Source organism: Dyadobacter sp. CY343 (assembly GCF_021390335.1).
Classification (GTDB): Bacteria; Bacteroidota; Bacteroidia; order Cytophagales; family Spirosomataceae; genus Dyadobacter.
In genome coordinates, this window is record NZ_JAJUXK010000004.1 from 994,180 (window position 1) to 1,019,396 (window position 25,217).

Annotated in this window: 24 protein-coding genes; all 24 read right to left on the reverse strand. The window is 46.9% G+C overall.

What is annotated here, in order from left to right:
• Window positions 1-94: 94 nt before the first annotated feature.
• The 24 genes from LZG94_RS16210 to LZG94_RS16325 all read right to left on the reverse strand — a co-directional run bounded on the left by LZG94_RS16210 (window position 95) and on the right by LZG94_RS16325 (window position 25,025).
• Complete coding sequence (locus tag LZG94_RS16210; RefSeq protein ID WP_233792879.1) at window positions 95-670, reverse strand: DUF4136 domain-containing protein; 576 nt, start codon at window positions 668-670, stop codon at window positions 95-97.
• A 206-nt stretch (window positions 671-876) separates the two neighbouring features.
• Complete coding sequence (locus tag LZG94_RS16215; protein WP_233792880.1) at window positions 877-2,244, reverse strand: Gfo/Idh/MocA family protein; 1,368 nt, start codon at window positions 2,242-2,244, stop codon at window positions 877-879.
• Window positions 2,245-2,339: 95 nt separating this feature from the next.
• A complete protein-coding gene (locus LZG94_RS16220) occupies window positions 2,340-2,546 on the reverse strand; it encodes a hypothetical protein (protein WP_233792881.1) in 207 nt (68 codons plus the stop codon).
• Complete coding sequence (locus LZG94_RS16225) at window positions 2,543-2,986, reverse strand: DUF6932 family protein (protein WP_233792882.1); 444 nt, start codon at window positions 2,984-2,986, stop codon at window positions 2,543-2,545. Before LZG94_RS16225 ends, LZG94_RS16220 begins: the two co-directional genes overlap by 4 nt.
• Before the next feature lie 27 nt (window positions 2,987-3,013).
• A complete protein-coding gene (locus LZG94_RS16230) occupies window positions 3,014-3,955 on the reverse strand; it encodes a sugar ABC transporter substrate-binding protein (protein WP_233792883.1) in 942 nt (313 codons plus the stop codon).
• A gap of 87 nt (window positions 3,956-4,042) precedes the next feature.
• The gene (locus LZG94_RS16235; RefSeq protein ID WP_233792884.1) at window positions 4,043-4,990 is read right to left on the reverse strand and encodes an ABC transporter permease; all 948 of its coding nucleotides are present in this window, start codon (window positions 4,988-4,990) and stop codon (window positions 4,043-4,045) included.
• Window positions 4,991-5,174: 184 nt separating this feature from the next.
• Entirely contained in the window at window positions 5,175-6,677 is a 1,503-nt protein-coding gene (locus LZG94_RS16240; RefSeq protein ID WP_233792885.1) for a sugar ABC transporter ATP-binding protein, read from the reverse strand.
• 85 nt (window positions 6,678-6,762) lie between these two features.
• On the reverse strand, window positions 6,763-7,923 hold the full coding sequence (locus LZG94_RS16245; RefSeq protein ID WP_233793130.1) for a Gfo/Idh/MocA family protein: 1,161 nt from the start codon (window positions 7,921-7,923) through the stop codon (window positions 6,763-6,765).
• Between the two features lie 156 nt (window positions 7,924-8,079).
• The gene (locus tag LZG94_RS16250; RefSeq protein WP_233792886.1) at window positions 8,080-9,120 is read right to left on the reverse strand and encodes a sugar phosphate isomerase/epimerase; all 1,041 of its coding nucleotides are present in this window, start codon (window positions 9,118-9,120) and stop codon (window positions 8,080-8,082) included.
• Between the two features lie 173 nt (window positions 9,121-9,293).
• Window positions 9,294-10,508 carry a class I mannose-6-phosphate isomerase gene (locus LZG94_RS16255; RefSeq protein WP_233792887.1) on the reverse strand — a complete coding sequence of 405 codons (1,215 nt, stop codon included), beginning with the start codon at window positions 10,506-10,508 and terminating at the stop codon, window positions 9,294-9,296.
• A gap of 106 nt (window positions 10,509-10,614) precedes the next feature.
• On the reverse strand, window positions 10,615-11,697 hold the full coding sequence (locus tag LZG94_RS16260; RefSeq protein ID WP_233792888.1) for an aldose 1-epimerase family protein: 1,083 nt from the start codon (window positions 11,695-11,697) through the stop codon (window positions 10,615-10,617).
• 250 nt (window positions 11,698-11,947) lie between these two features.
• Window positions 11,948-12,754: an alpha/beta fold hydrolase gene (locus LZG94_RS16265; protein ID WP_233792889.1), complete on the reverse strand. Its 807-nt coding sequence runs from the start codon at window positions 12,752-12,754 to the stop codon at window positions 11,948-11,950.
• A gap of 129 nt (window positions 12,755-12,883) precedes the next feature.
• Complete coding sequence (locus LZG94_RS16270; RefSeq protein WP_233792890.1) at window positions 12,884-13,711, reverse strand: sugar phosphate isomerase/epimerase; 828 nt, start codon at window positions 13,709-13,711, stop codon at window positions 12,884-12,886.
• A 33-nt stretch (window positions 13,712-13,744) separates the two neighbouring features.
• A complete protein-coding gene (locus tag LZG94_RS16275) occupies window positions 13,745-14,779 on the reverse strand; it encodes a ThuA domain-containing protein (RefSeq protein ID WP_233792891.1) in 1,035 nt (344 codons plus the stop codon).
• A 103-nt stretch (window positions 14,780-14,882) separates the two neighbouring features.
• Window positions 14,883-15,746 carry a sugar phosphate isomerase/epimerase gene (locus LZG94_RS16280; protein ID WP_233792892.1) on the reverse strand — a complete coding sequence of 288 codons (864 nt, stop codon included), beginning with the start codon at window positions 15,744-15,746 and terminating at the stop codon, window positions 14,883-14,885.
• A 206-nt stretch (window positions 15,747-15,952) separates the two neighbouring features.
• Window positions 15,953-16,717: a DUF1080 domain-containing protein gene (locus LZG94_RS16285; protein ID WP_409013304.1), complete on the reverse strand. Its 765-nt coding sequence runs from the start codon at window positions 16,715-16,717 to the stop codon at window positions 15,953-15,955.
• Window positions 16,718-16,966: 249 nt separating this feature from the next.
• On the reverse strand, window positions 16,967-17,524 hold the full coding sequence (locus LZG94_RS16290; RefSeq protein ID WP_233792893.1) for a fasciclin domain-containing protein: 558 nt from the start codon (window positions 17,522-17,524) through the stop codon (window positions 16,967-16,969).
• A gap of 114 nt (window positions 17,525-17,638) precedes the next feature.
• Window positions 17,639-18,784, reverse strand: coding sequence for a glycoside hydrolase family 130 protein (locus tag LZG94_RS16295; RefSeq protein WP_233792894.1), 1,146 nt, complete (start codon window positions 18,782-18,784; stop codon window positions 17,639-17,641).
• A 69-nt stretch (window positions 18,785-18,853) separates the two neighbouring features.
• Window positions 18,854-19,465, reverse strand: a complete 612-nt coding sequence (locus tag LZG94_RS16300; RefSeq protein WP_233792895.1) for a YceI family protein — start codon at window positions 19,463-19,465, stop codon at window positions 18,854-18,856.
• An 84-nt stretch (window positions 19,466-19,549) separates the two neighbouring features.
• A complete protein-coding gene (locus tag LZG94_RS16305) occupies window positions 19,550-20,116 on the reverse strand; it encodes an alpha/beta hydrolase (RefSeq protein WP_233792896.1) in 567 nt (188 codons plus the stop codon).
• Between the two features lie 26 nt (window positions 20,117-20,142).
• Complete coding sequence (locus LZG94_RS16310) at window positions 20,143-21,237, reverse strand: formylglycine-generating enzyme family protein (protein WP_233792897.1); 1,095 nt, start codon at window positions 21,235-21,237, stop codon at window positions 20,143-20,145.
• A gap of 20 nt (window positions 21,238-21,257) precedes the next feature.
• Entirely contained in the window at window positions 21,258-22,697 is a 1,440-nt protein-coding gene (locus LZG94_RS16315; protein ID WP_233792898.1) for an NAD(P)/FAD-dependent oxidoreductase, read from the reverse strand.
• A gap of 6 nt (window positions 22,698-22,703) precedes the next feature.
• Window positions 22,704-24,272, reverse strand: coding sequence for a sulfatase (locus tag LZG94_RS16320; RefSeq protein ID WP_233792899.1), 1,569 nt, complete (start codon window positions 24,270-24,272; stop codon window positions 22,704-22,706).
• A gap of 189 nt (window positions 24,273-24,461) precedes the next feature.
• A complete protein-coding gene (locus tag LZG94_RS16325; protein WP_215234388.1) occupies window positions 24,462-25,025 on the reverse strand; it encodes a DUF4142 domain-containing protein in 564 nt (187 codons plus the stop codon).
• Between the last annotated feature and the right edge of the window lie 192 nt (window positions 25,026-25,217).

The following is a 25,217-nucleotide window of genomic DNA, read 5'->3' on the forward strand; positions in this document are numbered from 1 at the left end:
TGAAGTACCTTTCAAACTTATCGTTTCATTAGCCCATTTAAACAAGAATAGCCGCCCAAATGAGCGGCTATTCTTGTTTAAAATTTAACCTGAATTACTTCCTGCTGTAAGTATCCAGCGTTGCCTGCGGGAAAGTTCTCAGAATATCGGTCATGGTGTTTTTTACCATGGTTTCGCGATCTTCTTTTTTGGTAGGGGCTTTTACTTTTCCGGATGCCCAGCCTTGCCAGATCATTTTGTCGCTGTTTTTCTGATAGATATTCAGGATAAAACGGCTTTCCTGATAGTTGTAGGTCGAAATGTTGTTGCCGCCACCGTACCACCACATATAAGGCGAGTACATATTATTCGAACGTACCTGCTGACGGTCCTTTACATCTGTCATGAAACGAACGATCAGCTCGGGACTTTGCTGGTCGTATTTGTAACCTTTCGCTTCCATTACTTCTTTTACTGCGTCACCGAGCCTTCTTCTGTTCAGTTCGCTGCCTAGCAAAGGGTCGCTTTCCATATTGTGCTCCGCCTCTACTTTGAAGGTTTTGAATTGCTTTAAATTGACCGACGAATCGTAATCGTAACTTACCTGAAGCGCCTGGCTGCAAGCCATGATCAGCACTCCCGCCACTACCGCCACACCGGCGGATTTCATCAACTTCACTATGTTTTTCATCTTTTGATTGAACGTTTAGTTTAACAATATATCTGACAGTTTCCGAGGGTAAAAGGTTTAAAATGGTCGGAAAACAATGTATAAACTCCTTTTTTATCAAATTGTTATGTCGCTTTATAAATTTCATTCTAGCAACAAAAAAGCGCCCGGGTTTTGCCGGACGCGATGCACTGGAGTATTCGGGGACCACAAGCTTTTAAATCAAACTAAACGGTTTTATAGTCGGGATGAATGTAGGGGGAACGATACTCGCGGGCCAATAATGCGGTCGCTTCTCGATCACCAACAATTTCGCGTTTTACAGGATCATAAACAAGCGACCTGCCGGTTTTCATTGACAGATTTGCTAGAATGCAACTTGCCGTGGAAATGTGACCTTCTTCAATATCCGCCACCGGCTTGCTACTCTGATCGATCGCACTCAGGAAATCGAGCATGTGCAGTCGGGTAGCAGGTGCAGCATTCAATTCAATTTTGTCCTCTTTCAAATCTTCGGGATACTTTTCTTTTTCGTAAACCACATCCTTATGGATCTTCTCGCCTTTACCTTGTGGAATGAAATCGTAAGCCATGGTACTCGCCCAAAGCGTGCCTTTTTCACCATATAAAGTAAATGACCACGGGTAATCGGGATTGTTTGGCGTGCCCCAGGTGCGGTGCTGCCACACACAATTCAGTTCATCGTATTCAAAAATAGCTGACTGTGTATCAGAGATATTGGACTTACCTTCTTTTTGAACATAAATACCTCCTGTAGAACTGATCTTTTTCGGCCAGCCGAGTTTCAGCATCCAGCGGACTGTATCAAACATATGCACGCACATATCTCCGGTAATCCCATTTCCATATTCCATAAATGTCCGCCACCAGCGAACGTGAGGTATTCCATCGTATGGTCTGAGGGGCGCGGGGCCGGTCCATTTTTCATAGTCCAGAAACGCGGGAACGGCCTCCACCGGCGGATTTCCATTGTTGCGCATATGAAAGTAACAGCACATTTCCACGTGGGAAATTTTACCAAGTAACCCGGCGTCTACGATATTTTTCTTTGCGTCAATTAAATGGGGGGTGCTTTTTCGCTGCGTTCCTACCTGTACCACTTTTTTATATTTGCGCGCAGCGGCCACCATCGCTTCGCCTTCGAGAACGTCCACACTGATCGGCTTTTGCACATAAACGTGCGCTCCGGCTTTCACGGCGTCGATCATTTGCAATGCATGCCAATGGTCGGGCGTACCGATCAGGACAATATCCATTTCATTTTCCGCCAGCATTTTCTGGTAATCGCCGTACAGCTTCGGCACCTTCTTCGATTTCTGCCGCTGACTTACCAACTTGCCAGCTTCATTCAGCTGGTTTTTATCCACATCACAAAGCGCAAGCACTTCTACCGGCGCCACCTGTATCAACCTGAACAAATCACTTTTCCCGTACCAGCCTGTACCGATCAGTCCCACGCGCAAAGTCTTTGCGGGATTGATCAGGTCCATTCCTCTTGCCCCAAAACTGGAAAGCGCCAGCGCCGCAGTCGCACCATGCAAAAAGCTGCGGCGGTTGATATTGAAATTGTTCATTCGTTGATTGATTGGTTTAATAAACAAAAAGCGCCCTGTTACGGACGCTATGAAAAGGCGGGATTGCCTTATGTTTTACTTTGTCATATCAAAACTTATGCGGCAACGTCGAATCGGATATCCATTTGCTCCAATAGTTCAAGCAATTGCTCTGTCAGCTGTTTTTTGAAATCTCTATATTGTTGAATAGCCAGATTATCAACACCTTCCTGCGATTCATGTCTTGCAATAGCAGCATTAGTCCTCGCTATTTTTTCCAAAGTCAGCTGAATTTCTTCCTGAATCTCCTCAAAAGGTTTCATGACATTGAAAGTTTAATTATTCCCTTTTTCAAATTTTGCCGGTTTCTCCCGAAAAAGGATTGCCAATCGATCTTATCAAAGTTAGTTAAAAAATATTTCGGGTGCTCCGGTGGATATGATTTTACGAAATAGATATCCAGGCTCTTCGATCTCTGCCTAAGCGTTGACAACAAAATCTCTTGGCGCTCATAATCAGCTGCTTCTATGAATATAACCACATCCATATCCTGAGGGTTTGGTTTCAATGTTATGAAGGATCCATCAATCCAAATCTCAGTCAGCGCCTCTAATTTTAATTGCTGTATCAGTTGTTTAAATTCAGCATAGATTTTTAATCGCTCCTGACTAGACAAAAAATACTGCTCAAAAGTCTGAATGTCTGTCTCGATTAATTCATAAGGCATTAAATGACCATATCGGTCAAATTCAAGTGTGTGCATTATTATTTAGTGAGCTAAATTAAAATACTACTTCAAAAACTCCCCCACATTCTCCTTCGTCACCAGCTGAAAAGGAATCAATACTTCCTTATCAAAAGCCTCCTTCTTCGCGGCTTTCACAGCTGTTTCAATCGCCTTGCTGCCTTGCTCTTTTGCGTTCTGGAATACCGTGGCGTCCAATGTGCCTTTTTTCACGGCTTGTAATGCGTCGGGAATTGCATCGACGCTTACTACGATCACTTTGTTTTTTAATCCGGCTGCTTCCAATGCTTTTACAGCGCCCATTCCCATTTCGTCATTGTGAGCGAAAATGGCATTAATCTTTGAGCCGTAGGATTGGATCCAGTTTTCAGTTAAAGACATTCCTTTTGCCCGATCCCATTCGCCGGTTTGCTCAGCTAGCAATTTCAAACCCGGATTTGCTTTTAGAATTTCCTTCGCGCCATTATCTCTTTTCAACTGCGCCGCCTGCCCCATGAAGCCGTGCATCATCAGAATATTTCCTTTTCCACCCAACTTATCAACCAGATACCGCATCGCAATCCGGGCAGATTCAGTATCATCCGAACCGACGAATGCAGTAGGTTTTGCAGAAGTTTCGGAGTTTACATTAATAATAGGAATATTCGCCGCCATCGCCAGTTTGACTGCCGGCGAGCTGGCTTCTACTTCACATGGATTCATAATAATTGCATCAACTCCCTGAGCAATAAAGCTTTCCACCTGCTCCACCTGCTTCAATGCAGAACGTTCCGCATCGACCGTGATCAGTTCCACGCCCAGTTCCTTCGCCTTCGCCTCCATTTCATCACTCACATTCACAATAAATTCATTCTGCATACTCAGCATAGTCGCGCCGATCACCAGCTGCTCGCCCGAAGATTCACCCGACTTCCCATCCTGAGATTGACCACACCCCACCAAAAGCGCCGCAGCGACAAGTGAAGCAAAAATTGCATTAAGTTTCATAGAGCTATCAAATTACGCCAGCCAAATATTATATCTAAAAAATAAAAAACCTTCCTCCATCCTCCCTTTCCCCCTTCCTCCCTTAAATCAATCCTTCTTCCCAAAACCATCCAAAACCACCGCTCCGATAATAATAACCCCCATCACCACCTGCTGATAATAAGAAGTTACATTCAACAAATCCAGACTATTGCTGATCACGCCGATCAACAATGCACCGATCAATGTGCCTGTCATAGTTCCCGTGCCTCCGGAAGTACTTGTACCGCCGATAATCGCCGCCGCAATTGCGTCCAGCTCAAAGCCAGCGCCCGCATTGGGTTGGCCGGTTGTGATTCTCGATGTAAGCAATATCCCACCCATTGCCGAAAGTATCCCGCAAATTGTATAAACCCACATCTTTACATTCCCAACACGAATACCCGACGCCCTCGCGGCAGGTTCATTTCCACCGACCGCATACATATATCTTCCCAAAACAGTCTTATTTAAAATCACCGCGCAGACGATAAATGCAAGAATTAAGATAATGATAGGAAACGGAATACCGAAAATATTTCCCCCGCCAATGAAATTGAATGTATCTGATAAATTGGAAATCGGTCTGCCTTTACTAATAATCAAAGCCAGTCCCCGGCCAATCGTCATCGTTCCCAGCGTAACAATAAAGGGCGGCACTTTGCTTTTGGTAATCACCAACCCATTAAATGCGCCAAACAGCAGACCGCTGCCGATTCCAGCAAGCAAAGGAACTGCCAATGGATAAGTATCTGGATGCGCAAAAGTGGCAGCAACCACGCCCGTCACCGCTACCATCGAGCCCAAAGAAAGATCGATTCCGCCGGTAATAATCACGAATGTAACTCCGAATGCCAGCAGCGCATTGATCGAAACCTGGGTGCCGATAATCAGTAAATTGGAAACCGTAAAAAATCGTGGTGTGCTGAAAGCCAGCACAATGCACAGCAAAAGGAAAGCCAGAAAAATGCCGTAGCGGCCAATATTTGTCAGACGGAAATTGGAATAGGAGTTCATGTTTTGGCAAGTTGGGAGGCTAATCGCTGTTAGCTTTTAGCTTTTAGCTGTTAGCTATTAGCTGTTGGGCGCTGCTTTCGACATTGCTGTCTGTAAGATTATAGTTAAAATTGTATTTCTATCAATGTTTAATAGCCAAAGCCAGAAATTACCAAAAAGCTAACAGCTAAAGGCCAGCAGCCGACTACGCCACCGCATACTTCATAATCAGCTCCTGCGTCGCTTCCTGCCTCGATAGCGTTGCAGTTTGTTTGCCCTTTGACAAGATAATAATCCGGTCGCACATACCCAGTATTTCGGGCAGTTCCGAAGAAATCAGGATGATCGCCATGCCGTTTTCAGCTAGGTTTCTGATCAATTTATATATTTCAAATTTGGCCCCTACATCCACTCCCCTAGTCGGCTCGTCCAGTATAATCAGTTGTGGAACAGCCAGTAGCACTTTTCCTATCACGACTTTCTGCTGATTTCCCCCGCTGAGATTCGTCACTTTCTGGTCCATGCCTGAGGTTTTGATTCGCAAGTCAGCAATCATTTGGGCAGTAGCAGTTTCTTCACTTTTTGTATTGATAAAAATGCCTTTCCGGTGGCGTTTCATGCTCGATAACGTTACATTATCTCTGACCGACATTTTCGGAATAAACCCCAGCCCCTTCCTATCCTCGCTCACATAGCCGATGCCATTTTTTAATGCTTTTAATGGAGAATTGATCTGCACGGTTTTACCCGATATCCGGATCATTCCCTCATCCAATTGATCCAAACCAAAAATCGCCCGTGCGATCTCCGTTCTTCCTGCGCCCATTAAGCCAGAAAACCCAACGATTTCACCCGCGTGAACCGCAAAGCTGATATTGGAGAACTTTCCCTTTTTCCCAAGATTTTCAACCGACAGGATTTCTTCTTTGATATCCTTGCTCCCTTCCGGAAACATCTGCCCTATTTCCCGCCCTACCATCATCGAAATCAGCGCATTCTGATCAAGCTCGTCAGCGCTTTTTGTTCCAATATATTTACCATCCCGCAAAACGGTGATCGTATCCGAAATCTGGAAAATCTCGTCCATTTTATGGGATATATAGATGATACTCACACCTTTGGCTTTCAGGTCGCGGATCATTTTGAATAGCATTTCCACCTCCTTATCCGAAATCGCAGAGGTTGGCTCGTCCATGATAATCACCTTCGCGTCATTGGAAATCGCCTTCGCAATCTCCACCATCTGCATTTGCGCGACACTCAGGTATTTCATTTTAGTTCTGGGAGAAATATCAACGCCCAGCTGTTTCAGGATCTGCTCTGATTTCTCGTTAATACCTGAATCATCGAGCCAGCCTGCGAATAGGCCTTTTTTCCCTGATACTGATTTTTCTCTTCCCAAAAAGATATTCTGCGCAACTGTCAGCTCGGGTACGATCAGGATTTCCTGATGAATCATAGAAATACCGTTTTTGAGCGTATCGCCGACATTGCTATCGTGCAGATTTTTACCCTCAAAAATGATCTCACCAGAATCCGGCGCGAGCAGGCCGATCAGGATCTTCATGAATGTAGACTTACCCGCACCATTTTCTCCCATCAATGCATGCACTTCCCCTTTCCGTAGATTAAAGCTGACATTTTCCAGCGCTTTAATCCCCGAAAATGATTTGGAAAGTTGATTGACAGTAAGAATATATTCCGGCATAAGCTATTTAAAGAAAGGCTTTAACCCCAACCTGAATACTCAGCAAGTGGTTAAAGCCCTTTTTATTTTTGGTCAAAAAACGGAGTTAACCTTCCCATTCCACGCCGGTATCCTTCCATGACTTGGAAGCCGCCGAGTCAAGTACCGCTTCGCACACTTTCTGTGTTTCATAAGCGTCCTTGAAAGTAGGCGAGCAAGGTTCGCCGGTTTGCAGACTTTCGAAGAAATCGGCAGCCTGGTGAATGAACGAATGCTCGTATCCAATGCTCGTTCCCGGGATCCACCAACGCTTCATATAAGGCTGGTCGCTGTCCGTAACCAGTATCGATCTCCAACCGCGCACGATCGATTCGTCGCTGTGATCGAAGTATTCCAAACGGTTCAGATCATGCAGATCCCAGCGGATAGAGGCGTGCTCCCCGTTGATCTCAAATGTATAAAGTGCCTTGTGGCCACGCGCGTAACGTGTTGATTCGAAAAGACCTAGCGAACCATTTTCAAAATGGCAATGGAAAATACAGGCGTCGTCGATTCCTACTTTTTGTACTTCGCCGCTACCCGAATGCACACGTTCTTTGATGAAAGTTTCAGTAACCGCAGATACGTCTTTGATACCACCATTTATCCACATTGCAGTGTCAATACAATGCGCAAGCAAGTCGCCCGTTACACCGGAACCAGCTGCATCCAGATCCAAACGCCACGTCGCGGCGCCTCCCTGCGGCACGTCCGGACTGATTGTCCAGTCTTGCAGGAAGTTGGCGCGGTAATGGAAAATACGCCCCAGCTTACCGGAATCAACGATTTGTTTGGCCAAAGTAACCGCCGGTACCCGGCGATAATTGTACCAAACTGTGTTTTTCACCCCCGCTTTTTCAATAGCCTCCACCATTTGCTTGGCCTCGTCCAATGTTCTTGCAAGTGGTTTTTCACAAAGGATCATTTTACCAGCAGCGGCAGCAGCCAATGCGATCTCTGCGTGGGTATCGTTGGGTGTACAGATATCAACCGCGTCAATATCGTCACGCTCGATGATCCTTCTCCAATCGGTTTCGTAAGAAGCGTAGCCCCACTGTTCGGCAAAGGCTTTTACTTTTTCTTCGTTGCGCGAACAAACCGCTTGTAAAACAGGGCGGTATTCAAGTTCAGGGAAAAAATCCCCAATCCTTTTATATCCATTGGAATGCGTACGCCCCATCAGCCCGCTTCCAATCAATGCTACTCTTATCTCTTTTTTAGCCATGATTTTATCTATCTTATTCCGTCGGCTGAAGCCGGCGGCAAGTGATTTTTTTGTTGTTTCGAGTCCGTCGCTATTGATTTTTGATATTCCAAAATCAATAGCCGTCGACTTCAGTCGACGGAAATGAAATGAAAGGAAAGCACAATGCTGCGATAAGGATTAATCCTCCTGGTACCAGCCGTGCGCTTTTCTCACGTTGATCAATGCAGCTAGGATATCATTCCATGTTTGCTGATTGGTCATTACTTCGTTCGGGAACATACAACCGTCCCAGCAGATATGACGGAATGCTTTGGTTACTTCGCCATTTTCATCCCGCATCCAGAAACCTGCATCGCGAACGATGTCCAGCTTGCCATTTGGGTCCGTAGCCAGACAGTGGCGGCCGGTTTTATCATGAGAACCTGTTCCATGCACAGTTCCATCGTTTTGCGCCACGTGGAAATCGAAGGTATACGGACGAAGTGCCGCGGTCATTTTTTTCAAACCCTCTTCCTGTGCAGCGCGGTCTCCCCATTTGAAATCTTCCGGCAGGATACGATCTTCGGATGCGTTATAACCCAACAAATACAAGAAAGTATGTGACATATCGGCCTGGAATCCCATATTCGGACGGTCAACAGCTTTCAATGTTTCCAGCATGGTTTTCCAGCTGTGCATTCCACCCCAGCAGATCTCACCTTCCGCAGCCAGTTTTTCACCAAAATCAGCAGCTATATCGCAGGCTTTGCGCCAGGTTTCAGCAATTTGTTTAGTGTTTCCGGCAGGATCAGCAGCCCAAGCTTCCGGCGAGCAAGCAGAATCCACGCGGATCACGCCGCCTTTGCGAACGCCCAGGTCACGCAGTTTTTTACCGAATTCACAAGCTATGCGCACCTGATTAACAAATTCATCGCGCGCCTCCTGGGTACCCATCGCTGAGCCGGCCCATACATTCGCAACCAGACTGCCTACTTCCAGTCCAAGTGCATTCAGTTTGGCAGCAAGCCGCGCTGGTCCGTCCTCGGTATTCATATAAATACCCACGTGCGGATCGAAAAGGCCAATATCAATACCATCGAATTTAATACCGTCTACCTCAGCGGCAGCGGTATGTTCCAGCATGGTATCAAATGAAATAATAGGTTCAGAATCAGAACCTTTTCCAACAATCCCAGGCCAGGTGGCATTGTGGAGTTTGGGATAATTATTTTCAGGCATGGTTTAAGAATTATTTGTTTAAAAAGTTCATGCTCCTGAGGAGCATCCTGTTTATGGCAATTGGACACCGCCAGTTGCGGGCTCCTGAGGTGCCTCCTTTATCAGGCGACTCCTCAGGAGTCTTGCATTATCATGTATTGTTTTCCTAGAAACAGGGAACCCCGCTGGGGTTTTTACAATACCAGATCCGGGTTTCCCGGACCGAAGTGCTTCAATATCACGATCGGGTCGGTTTTGGATGGGTTACTAATCACAACACCTTCTGTTGCCGCTTTCTCGCTTACAAAAAACTCATCATTCGTCAATTGTCCATAGCGGATCAATGCAGGCGTTTCGATATCCCACTCGCCGAATTTGCCGTGTCCTTGCATCACGATCATTCCGTATGCAGCAGCATCCGTAATAGTTACAGTCCGTCCGGGTAACACGGTTAACTCCTTGGCACTATAAGCTTCGTTTTTGTAGCAAATCCAGTTTTCAGAATATCCTTCCTGCTCCATCTCAGCGACGTCTTTAACAGGTTTTGGACGCATGAAGTGCTTTTCCATCAAATTTGGATTTACATTCAAATCCCAATCGATCACCTCCATCAACAGGTCATAGTCTCCAATTCTATCTTTCGGAGTACCCTTCCAAAGCAATTCTTCCGGAATAACCGCCTCGTTGACAAGAGATTGATACATAGCAAAAATATCCGAAGCTTTTTGAGGCTCATAAGTACATAAGCTGCCCGGCGCATGTAGCATCCCCGGAGGCACATCCCACCCTGTCCCGGGTTCCAGACGAAATGCCTGAGAGTAGTTGGTGATCTTGTTGTCGCCCTTGGTAAAGTTCATCAGACACTCCTTGATCTGCTCTTTGGTCGTACCGGGCGCAATACCGATGAATGTATATGGGAAATCGCCGCCGTGGTTGTTGAGTTGAGGTGGGAAATAGTAGGCTTCCGGCTTTCCATTTTGGCCCACCATCGCAGCGTGCTCATCTCTGTGGTGAATATGGTGCGGAAGCGGGCCCATGTTGTCGAAAAACTTGGAGTACATCGGCCAGCTTTTGTATTGATCCCAAAGTCTGTCACCTAAAATTTCACCTTTCAGTTCATCTACTGCGTCCCGCAATGTCACTTTCTGGACTCCTGACTCATCTTCAAAAACAATTTGGCTCAAACCTTCATTTTCACCCGTCAGCGGCCCGTTTTCAGCCGGAGTAGTGGAAGACAGCCATCGTTCGTCGATTCCTCCTCTTTCTCCACCCAATACATAATAATCATCCGGGTGTAATTTGATCCTGCGGCCGGGAACGCAAAACGAGCGCGGCACCCACGTCGGGGCCAGACGCACTATTCCTTTTCCCTGCTCTAATGCCTTTGCAGCTATACTTGAAAGTCCCATTGTATTGTATTAAAAAGTTGGTTTTAGGTACAGATATCACAGCGCTATGCGCCTCAGATATTACAGCGTTCTGCTCTTTACAGATATTATAGCGCAGAGCGCTTTTTTACGATATATTCACTTGCAGGACGAACTCGTCTATCGCTTCTTTCTCCGTCAGCACGTTCAGTTCTAGTTCGTATGTTTTTGTCTCTTCAGGCCCGATAAAAATCAGAGTCCCGTCTTCCCGCGCTTTTGCCTGTCCGGAAAGCGGGTGCGTACTTGGTTCCAGGCCGGTAACGTATTCACCTTTGCCCCAATGCTGCCAGTTCGCCATCCACGGTAACTGTTCTTTTTTCCATTTCAGTGAGACAGCCAGGCCTAGCTTTTCATTATATAATCCGCAAATGCTATCTCCGAAAATATCAGCTTCCACATCTACCAGTACCACTTCTTCGCCGCTACCCAAATGATCTTCCAGCGGCGCGGGGCATTTTTTGAATGCATTACCTTCCTTAAATATCTTCGCATTTTCCTCCCCGTGACGCGGGTGCCACTTTCCATTCCAGAGAATGTCCGTCCCTTCGTCGGCCAGCGGCCAGCCGAAGTTGAAATGGTATAGCAACATGTGCGGCGCAGGTGTGTTGGCGCGGTTTGTCACTTCATCTTTAATGCGGATTTCTGGCTTGCCTAATGTGGCTGATATTGTTCTTCTCAGTTCGAAATTGGGTCCAAATGGCTTGGTTTCGCGGATAATGCCTGTAATGCTCATTTCCAGATCGCCTTTCCGCAGGTCGGGCTGCTTGATGGAAACAATCTCTGCGGGTGAATTGCCGATCAGTCCGTGCAAACCGCGGTCGCCATGTTCGTCAGACTCCGGCCCGCCGGCGTGCGAAAGCCCGCAGGTAGTGAGCAAGCCGCCTCCGAAAGTGCGGAGCCAGTCAATTCCTTTATCCGAAAAAGGTTGCGGGTAAGTAATGCCGCCGTGACTCAGCCACGCCAGACTATGCTGATTGTAAAAAGCTTCCGCAATATCCATCGCGCGATCCAGCACGATCTTGTACCGTAAACCTGCGCCGGTATTCAGCCAGGCGATCCGGGTACCTCTTCCGGCTCCATTGTCAAGTACGGAAGTTTCGATCCCGCCGACCTGCAAGTGATTGGATACTTTGTTAGTCCAATCTTTGTTTATTGAATCGGCACTTTCCATTGTTACTGTTTTGCTATTTTTTATAATTTTAAAAGCGATCGAAGCCCGCTATTTAACCTTTTTCAAAAGCTTTTCTCACCTCCCACTTGTCGCTCTTAGCAAATCTTTGTCACCCTGGCCACCTTCTCTTTTTCACCCTAACCGCCTTCTCTTTGTCACCCTGAGCGCAGTCGAAGGGCATGCGAGGAGCCACTATGCACCTCCCTTCGACTGCGCTCAGGGTGACAAAATGTAATTTTACGACTGTAACTTAAAATACCTTTTTCAACCAGCTTCTTACCCTAATGTTAAAATCCTCCGTACTCTCGAAATGAAATGCATGCCCTAGTTTTTCATATAAAAAAAGCTCAGCTCCCGGAATACCGTCGGCCACTTCTTCCGCCATCCAAACCGGGGTAAAAATGTCTTCCTTACCTCCTATCACCAGCGTCGGTTTGTTTATTTGGTTTAAATGCGGCAATGCATTGTGATTGATACAAGCGGCAGCCTGACCTTCCAATCCGTGAAGCGGCTGCGGGAATGCACCAAATGCATCCTGCTGTCGGCCCTGCGCCAGATCTGCGTGCTTTTCAGCATTGTCCCACGACGATTTCGAGAAGATCAGCAATTGAATGTACAGACTAAATTCCTCCGGCCTGAACCGCGCTTTGGCATTCATAATATGCTGGAACAATCCCTTCGCATAATTGTCGCAACGTGCCCAGGGACACATTAATACGAGCGATTTTACTTTTTGAGGATGCCTTATCGCCATCTGCTGTGCGATGGTACTGCCCATGGAGCAGCCTATTACATGCACATTTTCCAACCCCAGTGAATCCAGCAGCCCCGCATAATCATCTGCCATTTGCTCGGAAGAATAGGGTCCTGCCGGTTTATCACTCAACCCAACACCCCTGTTATCTCCGATAATACACCTGAAATGATGCTTCCAGTCCGCCACATGCACATTCCACACCGATCCCGGCGCAGTGATGCCCATAATCAGCAGAAGCGGCTCGCCGGAACCTCGTTCTTCGTAATAGAAATTAATTCCGTTGGTTTTGATAGTGGGCATTTTTTGTGATATACTTTTAGCTAATGGCTATTGGCTTTTAGCCGTTAGCTTTTAGGTACTATTTAGGTAAAACAGGTTTGGAAAAAGCCAATTGCTAACAGCTGATAGCTAACAGCTAACAGCCATTTCTCACCTCAACCCCGGCACTAGCGTCTCCTGTATCCACCTTCCGTCGTGCAATGTCACATAATCGGGATCTTCCAGCGCTTCCGCGCCTTCATCTTCACAAATGATCCAGCCTTTGTAGTTGATATCTTTCAGCCATTGCGTAACTCCCGAAAGGTCTACTTTACCATTGCCCATTAAAGCAAATTCCGGCGCGCCGTCCCAATCCTTATAATGCACGTGATTGATCAGCGACTGGTATTCTTTCATTTTCGCGAGCGGGTCCATGCCGCCGTTGATAATGTGGCCCACATCGGGCGTCCAGCCGGTTACTGAAATATCCAGCGATTCCAGCACGGTTTTGTAATCTTCTTCTGTGCGGATAATCGAGGTATGCGGGGAGTTCGGGTGAAAGCTGCAAGGCACCCCTTTGTCCGCCGCTCTGCGGGAAACAGTATTGACGATATTAACAAGACTAGCCTGACGCTCAGCGAGATTATGCCTGCCAGTCGGGATTTGTACGGTATTTAAAATAGCGCCTGGAAAACGCTGCAATACACGGATCGCGTGGTCGGCAACTTCGCGCTCGTGCTCGGTTTCTTCGGTGCTGTTCCACTCTAATGCCAATGCCAATGCAGCCAGCTCAATTCCCTGTTCTTTCAGTTTTGCTTCCAAAAGATCCGGATCGATAAGCTCGCCCATCCAGGTAAATATGGGTTGAATACCACTGAAACCCGCTTTTGCAATTACCTCGATCATGTGCCCAAGCCGGCCTTCATGCGTTTTGCCGCTGCCACTCATAAACCAGGTATATACCTCAGAGCCAAAGCGAAATGGAAGTTGTACTGACATTATTTTTGAATATTGTTGATCAAAAACTATAACTTATTTCTTCTTCTTCTTCACGATCTCACCCGGCATGATCAGCGACTCGAAGCCAGCCAGGTCGGCCGGTTTGACATTCGCTTTGTAGCCACTGAAATTGAAAGTAGTAGGCTTGTAAGGTCCGGCAAATGCGATATCATTTTTAGCATTGATCGCCTTTTCCATTCCCAGTCCCCAGAACATCGCATTGATCGCCATTCTACGGAAACCATCGTTTAGTATGTCCTCGGAAGCGCCGTGAGTAGTGGTGAAAGATCTCCCCTTCATTCCTCCCGGAACCTGATATTCCTTCACCCAGGCCACCGGCAAAAGTTCTTTGGAAGGATCAGGCGCAGAAGTTGCGGTCATTCCGTTCAAAACCTGGCCGCGCGCGAGTACCATACCCTTCGGCTCAGCCGTGTAGCCGCCCGATTGTACCCACATATCTTTCACGCCGGTCATAATGGGATGCGAAGCCTGTGCTTTTTCAATGATGATCTTCGAAGATTGCTTGTGATTGGTACCATAATGCGAAACCCACGTTTCGCCCAGTACTACCTCGCCAAAACCGTCTTTCCAGTCGGTTTTGGCACCGTTGTAATCCCAACTATAATGCTCCCACTTAGGATCATTTTTGATTTCAAATGCGTGTGTAGAAGTCCGAAAGGCCACGATCGGGCCGCCGCGTTTAATATAGTTATCAATATGCTGCATTTCTTTATCCTCAAAATGAGCAAAGCGCATGAACATGACCAGCAGATCAGCCTTATCTAAAACCTCCAATCCTTTCACATTTGAACCGCCGGGCAGGATATTTCCTGCTTCATCCAGCGCCCATATCACCGTGCAGGTAAAACCATACCGTTTCGCGAGGATACGCGCAAATGCAGGAAGCGATTCTTCCCCGCGGTATTCATGGTCAGTAGCGATAAAAACGATATTTTTTCCCACACCCGGACCTTTCTCCCCTTTATATACGACCTTGTATTTTCCAGCTTCGTCCTGCCCAAAAATGGGAGAGGTCAGTAGTAAGAATAGCAGGATGTATTTTAGCATAGTTTGTGGTTGGGCTTTTAGCTTTTAGCTATTAGCTGTTAGTTTTGGGGTCGAATTGAATTACAAGCATGTCAGAATATTAAGAAAAGCTAATGCCTAACACCTAATAGCTAGTAGCCAACCCGTGCTTTAAACTCATTTCCCGAATAAATTGGTAGCCGTTTTCCGCAATATCCCAGGGCTCATTAAATTCTCTCCAAACCCCGATTGCATTCGCAAATCCCGGATCGTTTCTTGAAAAAGCTTCTATCGTAAGCCAGCCCTGGTAATTGATTGCGGCTAATCCGGCAAATGCATCGTCCCACAAAACCTGGCCGCTGCCAGGCGTGCCGCGGTCGTTTTCGCTGATATGCACGTGCGCCAGTACCGGCGCGATCGTTTGCAGCGCAGTACCGTAATTTTTTTCTTCAATATTGGAATGGTGCGTATCGAACATCGCCCGCACATTCGGGTGGTTTGCGGCTTTCACGAGCTTGTGAAGCTGCTCCATTGTATTGCACAGGTAGCATTCGAAGCGATTCAATGCTTCCAATGCGAAAGTGATATTGGCTTGCGCAGCATATTCGGCAGCTGCATTTAATACCTCGCCGGCCAGTGCATATTCCTGATCTTCGGCGGGCCGGTTTACGAATACCGTATGCGCCGAGTGAAAAGGTCCGCAAATGATCCTGGAATTCAATGCGTGCGCGCGGTCAACAGCCAGTTTGATCTTATCCAGTGCTTTCTGCCGGATTTCAACGGATTCGCTGACCGGATTTTCGTCCGCTCCCAAAGTCATCACAGCCGTAGTTTCAAGCCCCAGATCACGGGTGTAATCTCCCATTCGCTGGTAACCCGCAATTTCCTGCGGCCCGAGATAAAACTCTACGCCATCATAGCCAATACCCTTTAATCTATCAATAACCGGAAACAGATCATCCGAAACCGCAGCCGTCCAGGCAAGTACATTAAATCCTATTTTGTTCATTGGTAATTTGCTTTGGGCTGTTAGCGATTAGCTGTTAGCTGTTAGCTGTTGGCTGTTGGCTGTTAGCTATTGACTGTTAGCTTTTAACTTTATGCTTGATTTGAGATATAGCTGTTAGCTATCAATTATACGCCTAAAATAGATTCACTTCCTCCTTTCCTCCCTTTCCTCCTTCCTCCCAAAAGCTAAAAGCTAACGGCTAATAGCTACTGCTTAATCCTCAAATCCTTGAACTCAACCTTCATCGGCGGACCTACGTGCACCTGCATACCCAGATAGCCCTTTTTGCGACCATTGTAGGTATCATTGTCAGTCACCTCGCTCATCAGCACACCGTTGATATAATGTTGCAAACGGTTGCCTTTGACCACCAGGTGAAATGTATTCCAGTCGTCGGTTTTAATCAATGTTTTGAGGGAATCGGAAGAGCCGAGTGAGCCGGTTACTTCGAAGCCTTTCCAGGCATTGGCTTTGATGTTGCCGCGAACACCTTCGGGCGTTTTATCACCTGTGTATTCGTTGATCACCGTTTTTTGTCCACGGTAGGCCAGTGTCGTGCGGCGGCGCTCTTCGTAATTCTGACCGGTATATGTATTTTTTCCGTCAATATCTGCCTGATAACCTCTTAGCGCATTCGGGACATCCTCCACTTTTTCGCTCCGGTACTGAATGCCCGAATTACCACTTGGCTGGATTTTAAACGAACCTTTGAATTCAAAATCCGCTGGTTGGCCGCCTTGCCACACGATGAAGGAATTGTTCTTTAAAAGGGTTTCAGGGGTAATTTCACCTACAAGACTTCCATTTTCCACACGCCAGTACTTTGCATCATATTCCCAGCCTTTCAGGGATTTTCCGTCAAAAATGGAGACGAATCCTTTTTCCTTTTTTTGAGCTATTGTAGTAGCCTGGCTTGCGATCGTCAGCAGAGCAGCCAGCATGAAGCCGACTTTGATAAATCTGAAATTCATTTGAATGAGCTTTATAGGTTTAGTGACTTCTGTAATCGCTGTTTCCCTTACAAGAGGGTTTTTTCAAAAGTTAATACTCTTAAAAAAGCAGAAAATTATATCCAAAAATTCCTAAAATTATCTATGCGACTATCCTGTACTGACCTGCTTACACGAATACAAGCGGACCGAAAGGGCACAAAAAAACGGGAAGACCTAAGTCCTCCCGTCGTCTCAACAACCACTCACACAACCAACTTCACAACTTAATCAAGGCATTAATACTTTGTCGATCACGTGGATCACACCATTTGACTGAAATACGTCAGCGGTAGTAACTTTCGCCATATTGCCCTTCGTGTCCGTCACAATTACATCTTTTCCTTTCATTGAGAAAGTCAGTTCAGCGCCTTGTGCAGTTTTGGCCATTGCCTTGCCGCCACCGTCTTTGATCATTTTCATAACAGACTTGGAATCCACTACACCCGGAACTACGTGGTACGTAAGTACCGAGGTAAGTGTCGCTTTGTTTTCCGGTTTCAAAAGATTTTCAACCGTACCAGCAGGCAGTGCTTCGAATGCAGCATTTACCGGAGCAAATACTGTAAATGGTCCTGTTGCTGAAAGTGTTTCTACCAGATCGGCCGCTTTTACAGCTGCTACAAGCGTAGTATGATCTTTCGAGTTCACTGCATTTTCAATGATGTTTTTAGAAGGATACATTTCTGCTCCACCCACCATCACAGTTTTTTCTTTTTGTGCAAAAGCGCTGACAGTGGTAAATAGTGCTGCTACCAGTAAGCCTGTAAACTTTGTTGACATTTTCATAATAAAAAATCTAGTTTGGTTGATTTCCTTTATGTACGCCAACAAGTGTCCGATAGATCGAAGGTTAATAATAATAACTAATATACTTTTGTAACAGAACGGTTACTTAAAATTTCAGGGTAGCGGATCGCCGGGTGTCTTAACGGCAGGATCGTAAATAGCAACGCCCACTCTCGAATCTGCACAACCGTAATAGAGCAGCCATTTTTTCTTGTGGTACACCATTCCTTCAATGAAAACGGTCCCTGCTATATACTGGCCGCTTTTTTCAAACGGTTCCATGGGGCGGAAAAATGGTTTGTCCAATCTGGCCAACACTTTTGAAGGATCGTTTTTATCAAATAATACCTGGCCCGCGCAGTAGCTGTTGGGTGTAAATTGCTTGTCGCCGTCTTCGCCTTTGTCATTTTTTCCATTATATAACAAGACAATACCTTTATCTGTCAAAATCGCCGGCGGGCCGCATTCCGTCAGGTTACTGTCAAAAAATCCTTTCCGCGGCGAGATCAGGTTGACCAGATTCTGATTGCTGTCCACCACCGGCTCCCAGTTGATCAGGTCCGTCGAAGTAGCGACATTCACATTAGCTTCACCAAAGTACAGCCAGTATTTTCCATTAATCTTTGCAATTACCTGCTTGTCGCCCACCAGCTTCGTCACGATCGAGCCAGATTTGGTCCAGATCTCATTAAATTTTCCATTGAAGGCTTTCTTGAATACCGGCCCGTGTTTCTCCCATTTCAGGAGATCACGGGAAGTAGCGACGCCGATCCGCGCCTTATCCTGGTTCCATTGTGTGTAAAATATCACGTACAAACCATCCTCGGTCACTGCCACGCGGGGATCTTCACAGCCGCCTGGCCATTCTACCGCTTTCTGGCTGTCCTCGCCCGGAAACAGTACCGGTTCTTTTTTTCGTTTGAAACTGATACCGTCTTCACTTTCTGCATATCCGATCCGAGAAGTCCGTTTTCCAATTGCTTTTCCAGCTTTGTCCTCAGCCCGGTACAGCACCACGATCTTTCCGTCTTTGATCGTCGCCGCCGGGTTGAATGTATCATTCGATTCCCAGTCGATCTGCTTTTTGTTCATCGGACAGAAAAATGTGGAGGTACTGTCGGGGGAAATGACCGGATTTACGCCAGCCGGGCGTTTAAATCCGCCAAAAGTCCAGTCCGGCAGTTTGTTTTCAGTTTGCGCAAAAGCCTGTCCGACAAACAGCAGTACGCATAGAAATAGTCCGGTAATCGATTTTTTCATAGGTATAAATGTTAAAAATCCGGTCTGAAATATTCAAACCGGATTTTCTATTTCAAAGAAAAACTAAGATTATTTGTTTGCAACCAGATTCACGTCCAATGTAAAATCGTTGTCGATCGCCTTATCTCCGAGGTTTTCGAAGAAGTTGGACGAGCGGAATTTGATATCATACTTGGTGCGGTCGATCTTCACTTTCGCATTCGCAGTTACTTTCTGCGCGTCCGTTTTTACAGTTGCAGGAAATTTCACTTCCTCTGTAATGCCTTTGATCGTCAGCTTTCCGGCTACATCGTAGTTATTACCGCCTTTTGGAGTAACAGAAGAGATCACAAGTTTCGCCTGCGGATGTTTTTCAACTGAGAAAAAATCATCGCTTTTCAAGTGACCTGTCAGCTTACCGTTCATTTCTTTATCGGTAATGTCCGTTACGACCAGATTTTTCAGGTCTGCTACAAAATTACCGCCTTTCAGTTTGTCGCCGTCTACGATCAGGCTGCCACTTTCCAGCGGTACGGTACCTGCGTGCGTGCCGGTTACTTTTTTAGCGCCCCAGGTCACGCTGCTGCTTTTAGTGTCCACTTTCAAAGTTTTGTCTGCGGCCTTCGTTTTGCCAGGCCCGTCGGCAATCGCTGCTACGTTGAACATCAAGCCAGCCATTGCAAAAAGAAACATTTTTTTCATTGCTCCATCGGTTTAAGTGTAGAAAGATTTTTTTGTAATATAAAAAGATATAGTGAAAATACGCAGGGCTTACCTGCAATTCCGTTACGGTAACTTTTCCTGTCCGGTTGCGTGGGACAGTAATATACGTTGTCCCGCCAGCTGTTGCAATATTTCCTTCCCTTCCGCCCAGTCGCCCAACCCAGAAACTGCATTGATATGCCCTTTTTTACCCAAATTAATAAATTCACTGCCCCAGCTGTCCGCGAAATGCTGCGAGCGCGCAATCGTCGCGTACATATCATTCGTGCTGGCGACCACAATGCTCGGGAAACGCAGCTTAACCGTTGGGATCGGTGTGAAACCGACTACGAAATTCAACCTTTTGGATAAATCGGCATCGGCAGGCGCTACTAATAATGCGCCCTTGATTTTGTCAGAAGAATGCTCCTGGGCCCAATGCGCAACGGTAATGCAGCCAAGGCTGTGCGCTACCAGAATCGTCGGCCCGGTCAGTTCGCGGATCTGCTTTTGCAGCTGCGCGACCCAGTCTGTTTTCACCGGCCAGTCCCAGTTTTCCTGCATTACCCGACTAAAAAGTGCCGGATACTGCTGTTCCCAGATCGTTTGCCAATGTTGCGGTCCTGAGCTTGCCAGGCCAGGTATATTCATGAAGTGCATTTGGATCGTATTTATTCCTACAATTTTTTATTCATCACACAACGGAAACCCAGGTTATTGCTGCCGCTGGTTACCTCGCCTTTTCCCCGGCTGCCGGCTTTGTAACGAATGCAATAATCGTCGCTGCACAGGAACGAGCCACCCCGCTGTACACGTTTCACCGCGCCCGGCTCGTCAGGATCGAAACTATCATTCGGGCCTTTTGGGTTGACTTTCGCGCTGGTTTGGTAATAGTCCGGGCGGTAAAGATCTTCACACCATTCCCACACATTTCCGTCCATATCGAATAAACCGTAACCATTTGCCGGAAAAGTCTGCACGGGCGCCGCGGCCAAGAATCCATCCTCCTGCGTGTTTTTATCTGGAAAACTTCCCTGGTAAATATTGGCTACCCACTTGTTGCCGGGTTTCAGCTCGTCGCCCCAGTAATAGGTATGATTCCCTTTTCCGCCCTGCGCCGCATATTCCCATTCCGCTTCGGTTGGCAGGCGTTTTCCGGCCCATTTTGCATAAGCGGCCGCATCTTCGTAGGAAACGTGGGTAACCGGAAAATTCTCCCGCCCCTTGATCGAGCTTTGCGGCCCTTCTGGATGTGCCCAGCTTGCTCCGGGCACGTAATTCCACCATTGGAGCGGATTGTCCAGACTTACTTTCGAGGCGGTAGGTGTAAAAACGGCCGAGCCGGGAACGAGTTTGTCGGCTGGCACGCCCGGATAATCTGCGGGATTCAACGGGCGCTCGGCTACGGTTTTGTAATTGGTAGCCTTCACAAATGCGGCATATTCTGCATTGGTAACTTCATGCGCATCCATATAAAAACCGTCGACGGTCACTTCATGCATCGGGCGGGAGTCGGGAAATTCATCGGCGCCCATCAGAAACTTTCCGCCGCCGATCCACACCATTCCGGCAGTATCGCCCGCGCCAGCCGTGATCTGTACTGCATTTGCAATAGCCGCCGCCCGTGAAGGGATTCCCTCTGAAATGCACATGGCCAGGCTGTCCGCTTTTCGCTCTTCCGCAGTTTGCTTGTTTCCACAACCCAGTGCAAATACTGCCAGAGCCGCTGTCAATGCATATTTTACCGGAAGTTCACTTTTTAAAAATCTCATATTTAACCAAAAACTAATCACTAAAACGGTATCTGTATCTTGAAAATATCCTTCAAAGCCTGACGAGCAGCGTGGTAGCCGCACATGCCGTGTACACCGCCGCCCGGAGGTGTAGAGGACGAACATATATATATGTTGGAAGCCGAAGTGCGGTACGGTGAGACGCTCAGTACCGGTCGCGAATACAGCTGAAATATATCCTGTACGCCGCCATTGATATCGCCCCCAATGTAATTTGGATTGTAAGCTTCGATCTGTGACGGCCCCATTACGTGTTTTTCTTTAATCAAATCTTTAAAACCGGGCGCAACCAGCTCAATCTGATTTTCAATAGCTGCGGTCATATCGCGGGTAGAGCCGTTTGGGATGTGGCAATAAGCCCAGGCGGTGTGCTTGCCTTCCGGAGCGCGCGTAGGGTCGAACGCACTTTGCTTAGCCAGCAGAATGAACGGTTTGTCAGACTCAATATTTTTCGAAATGCCGCCTTCGTATCGCGCAATATCCTCAAATGTATTACCCAAATGTACCGTCCCTGCTCCTTTGCAAACCTCGGAAGTAAACGGTATCTGCCCGTCTAATGCCCAGTCCACTTTGAAAACGCCGGATCCGTAACGATAGTTGTTGAGGCGACCGCGGTAGGAGGTGCTCAGTTCGTCTGCCGCAATGCGGGCGAGCTGCTTTGGCGTCACATCCATTAATATCACTTTTGATGGAGGAAGCTCTTTTAAATTATTGACCAGAAACCCTGTTCGTATTTCTCCACCGAGCGAAATAAAATAATCGGAAAGCGCATTGGCGAGCGACTGACTTCCCCCCTTCGGGACCGGCCAGCCGTGTAAATGCGCAGCGGCAGCCAGCATAATACCAAATGCCGAAGTAGCCACATTTTCAAGCGGTTGAATCGAGTGCGCCGCCATTCCCGCCCACAATCCCCGCGCCTCTTTGGTTTTGAACCGATTCACAGACCAGGTAGCAGGAGGCAATGCTTTTAATCCAAACTTAGCCAATGCAACAGGATGTTCGGGAAAAGTAAAAGGCCCCAGCAAACCTGGTAAAAGCCTGGGCATATCTTCCAGAAGCGGGCCCATAAAGTCAAGATAAGCCTGCTCGTCCGTACCCAGACCGCGGGCGGTTTTTTCGAGTGACTGGTGCAATAATGCAGCCGATCCGTCGTCGAATGCGTGCGCTGCTGCGTAAGTTGGCTGGATAAATTCCACTCCGAAATCCTGCAAAGGAACACTCTTAAAAAACGGAGACATCAATGCCATCGGGTGGATCGCCGAGCAAACGTCGTGGAGATACCCGGGCAGTGTCAGCTCCGCCGACCGCATTCCGCCTCCGACCGAGTCTTTCCCCTCCACGATCAGAACCGAAAGGCCCTGACGCTGTAAAGTAATACCCGCAGCCAGCCCATTCGGGCCGGCGCCAACTACAATCGCGTCATATCGGTTTCGCTCCATGTTAAATTATTTTTTGGCCGAAGCCAGGATTTTCAGCGCTTCTTCATCCTTGTATTCATTCATCAGCACTTTCAGTTTTGCCTTCAAATCTGCTGAAATCGCTTCTGCTCCCTTGGTACCATATATATTGTTGACTTCGGTAGGATCCTTTTGCAAGTCGAAAAGCTCCCAGGAATCGGCTCCTCCGTAAAAATAGGCCAGCTTATAGCGGCTCGTGCGCAGCCCGAAGTGTGGATAAACATGGTGCGGCTCCGGAAATTCATAATAGTGATAATAGGCTTCTTTCCGCCACGGTACCTGCGCTGTGCGCGTTTCCTTCAACAGGGGCAGGAAGGATTTCCCCTGCATATCTGCCGGTATTTTCGCACCAGCGATATGAAGCACCGTAGGCGCCCAGTCTATATTCATTGTCATGTCTTCCGTTCTCGTTCCCGGCTTGATCACACCCGGGTACCGAATCACAAAAGGCGTTTTCAGCGATTCTTCGTAAATAAAGCGCTTGTCAAACCAGCCGTGCTCGCCCAGATAGAAACCCTGGTCGGATGCGTAAATAACTACTGTATTTTTAGCCAAACCACTTTTATCCAGATAGTCCAGCAGGGTACCGATATTCCTGTCGAGCGACTTGGCCACTGCGTAATAATCTTTCAGGTAACGCTGGTATTTCCACTCGGTCAGTGCTTTTCCCGTCAATTTTTTTTCATGAAACTCCTTCGTGATCTTGTCGTAATATGCCTTGAATACCTTTTTTTGTTCTGGATTAAAACGTTTGTAAGTCCAGTCTTTTTCATAATCCACATCTATTTTCAGATCCTGTTTAAGGCGCATCGTCTTTTCAATGGACATATCCTGGTTCAATGCAGCTGCTCTTCCTTTATATTCATCGTAAAAATTGGCGGGGACAGGAAAATCAATTTTATCGTAAGCACCCAGGTCCTGCAAGTCGGGAAGCCACTCGCGGTGGGTAGCTTTATGCCCAACGATCAGGAAAAACGGTTTCGAATTATCCCGTTTATCAAGCCACTCGGTCGAGAGCTGCGTGATCACATTGGACACATAGCCGGTGTATTTGGTGGTATCATTCGGCTGGCCAATGAAGTCGGGATTATAGTAGCTCCCCTGCCCGGGCAACACGTTCCAGTAGTCAAATCCTGCCGGTAGGCTATTCAAATGCATTTTCCCGATCCAGGCGGTCTGGTATCCGCTTTTTCTTAAAGTCTCCGAAAGCAGCGTCTGGTTGGTATTGAAACGCGTATTATCATTACGCTTATATCCATTCATGTGGCTGTATTTACCAGTCAGCAAAGTGGCTCGGCTCGGTCCGCAGATGGAATTTGTTACAATATTGTTAGTGAGCAGCGCGCCTTCTTTGGCAATGCGGTCAATATTTGGGGTTTGAACGAGCTTATTTCCGTACGCACTGATCGCCTGATAGGCGTGGTCGTCGGAGAAAATGAAGATGATATTCGGCTTCGAGCTGGTTTGAGCTGCGGCCTGTAAGCCGGCAAACGCGAGAAAAGCAATCAATAAGTACCTGAAAGGCAGCAAGAAATGGTTGGGATAGGTCGAAAACATAATACTCTATTAAATAGATAGACAAAATAAGGTTATTAAAAAGTATTTATCAAACGTTTCCTCGATTTAGTAGGGGTTCGGATGTACCAAAATTAGTATTCAATATTACTTCCTGTTAAATAAGTGATTTTTAAATAAAAAAAGCCGGATCCTTTACGGACCCGGCTGACTGCTTTGCTATAAATAAGCTTATTTCTGAGCGTCTTTGATTTTTTGCGCCATTTCAAGATGGTGTTTCAATGCAGGGACTTTACCTGCCGCCCATGATTTTACATCAGGATCTTTCGCATCTTTGGCCGCTTCTTCAAACTCGCTGATATCTTCTTTGTGATCATCTACCATAAAAGAAATATACGCTTTATCGAAGTCAGCGCCTTTTTTCGCTGCCAGATCATCATATTTCTTTTGTTTGTCATCGCTCAATGCCATAGGCAATGTGATGTTTTTTTGCTGCGCCAAAGCTTTCAGCTCGTCGTTTGCTTTGCCGTGGTCGGTCACCATTTGTTCACCGAATTTCTTCACCTCAGCATTCACCGCGGCAGTTTTAGCCAGCTCGCCCAGCTTCACTTCCATCATGCCACCGTCGGCTGCTGCCACTGCAAATTCTGAATCATCTTCCAGCGTGGTGTCGTCCAGTTTCTGCTCATTTTGTTCTTCTGCAACGTCCTTGGTATCTTCTGTTTTATTGCTATTACACGCAGAAAATGCCATCATAGCGGCAAGTGCCAGCGAACCTATTGTTATCTTTTTCATAATCATTTTAATTTTTTTGTGATGCTGATGGTGTATTTCCAAAAAGCATGCCAATGATAAATAAGGAAAAAGAGGCTTGAAGCATACATTTGGAGAAAGAAATATTAATTTTACCTTTCGGCCATTCGCTGGCAGGATAAGCCTTCAACCTACTATCTGTTCAAAATAACCTACAAGCAGAGCGGCCCCACC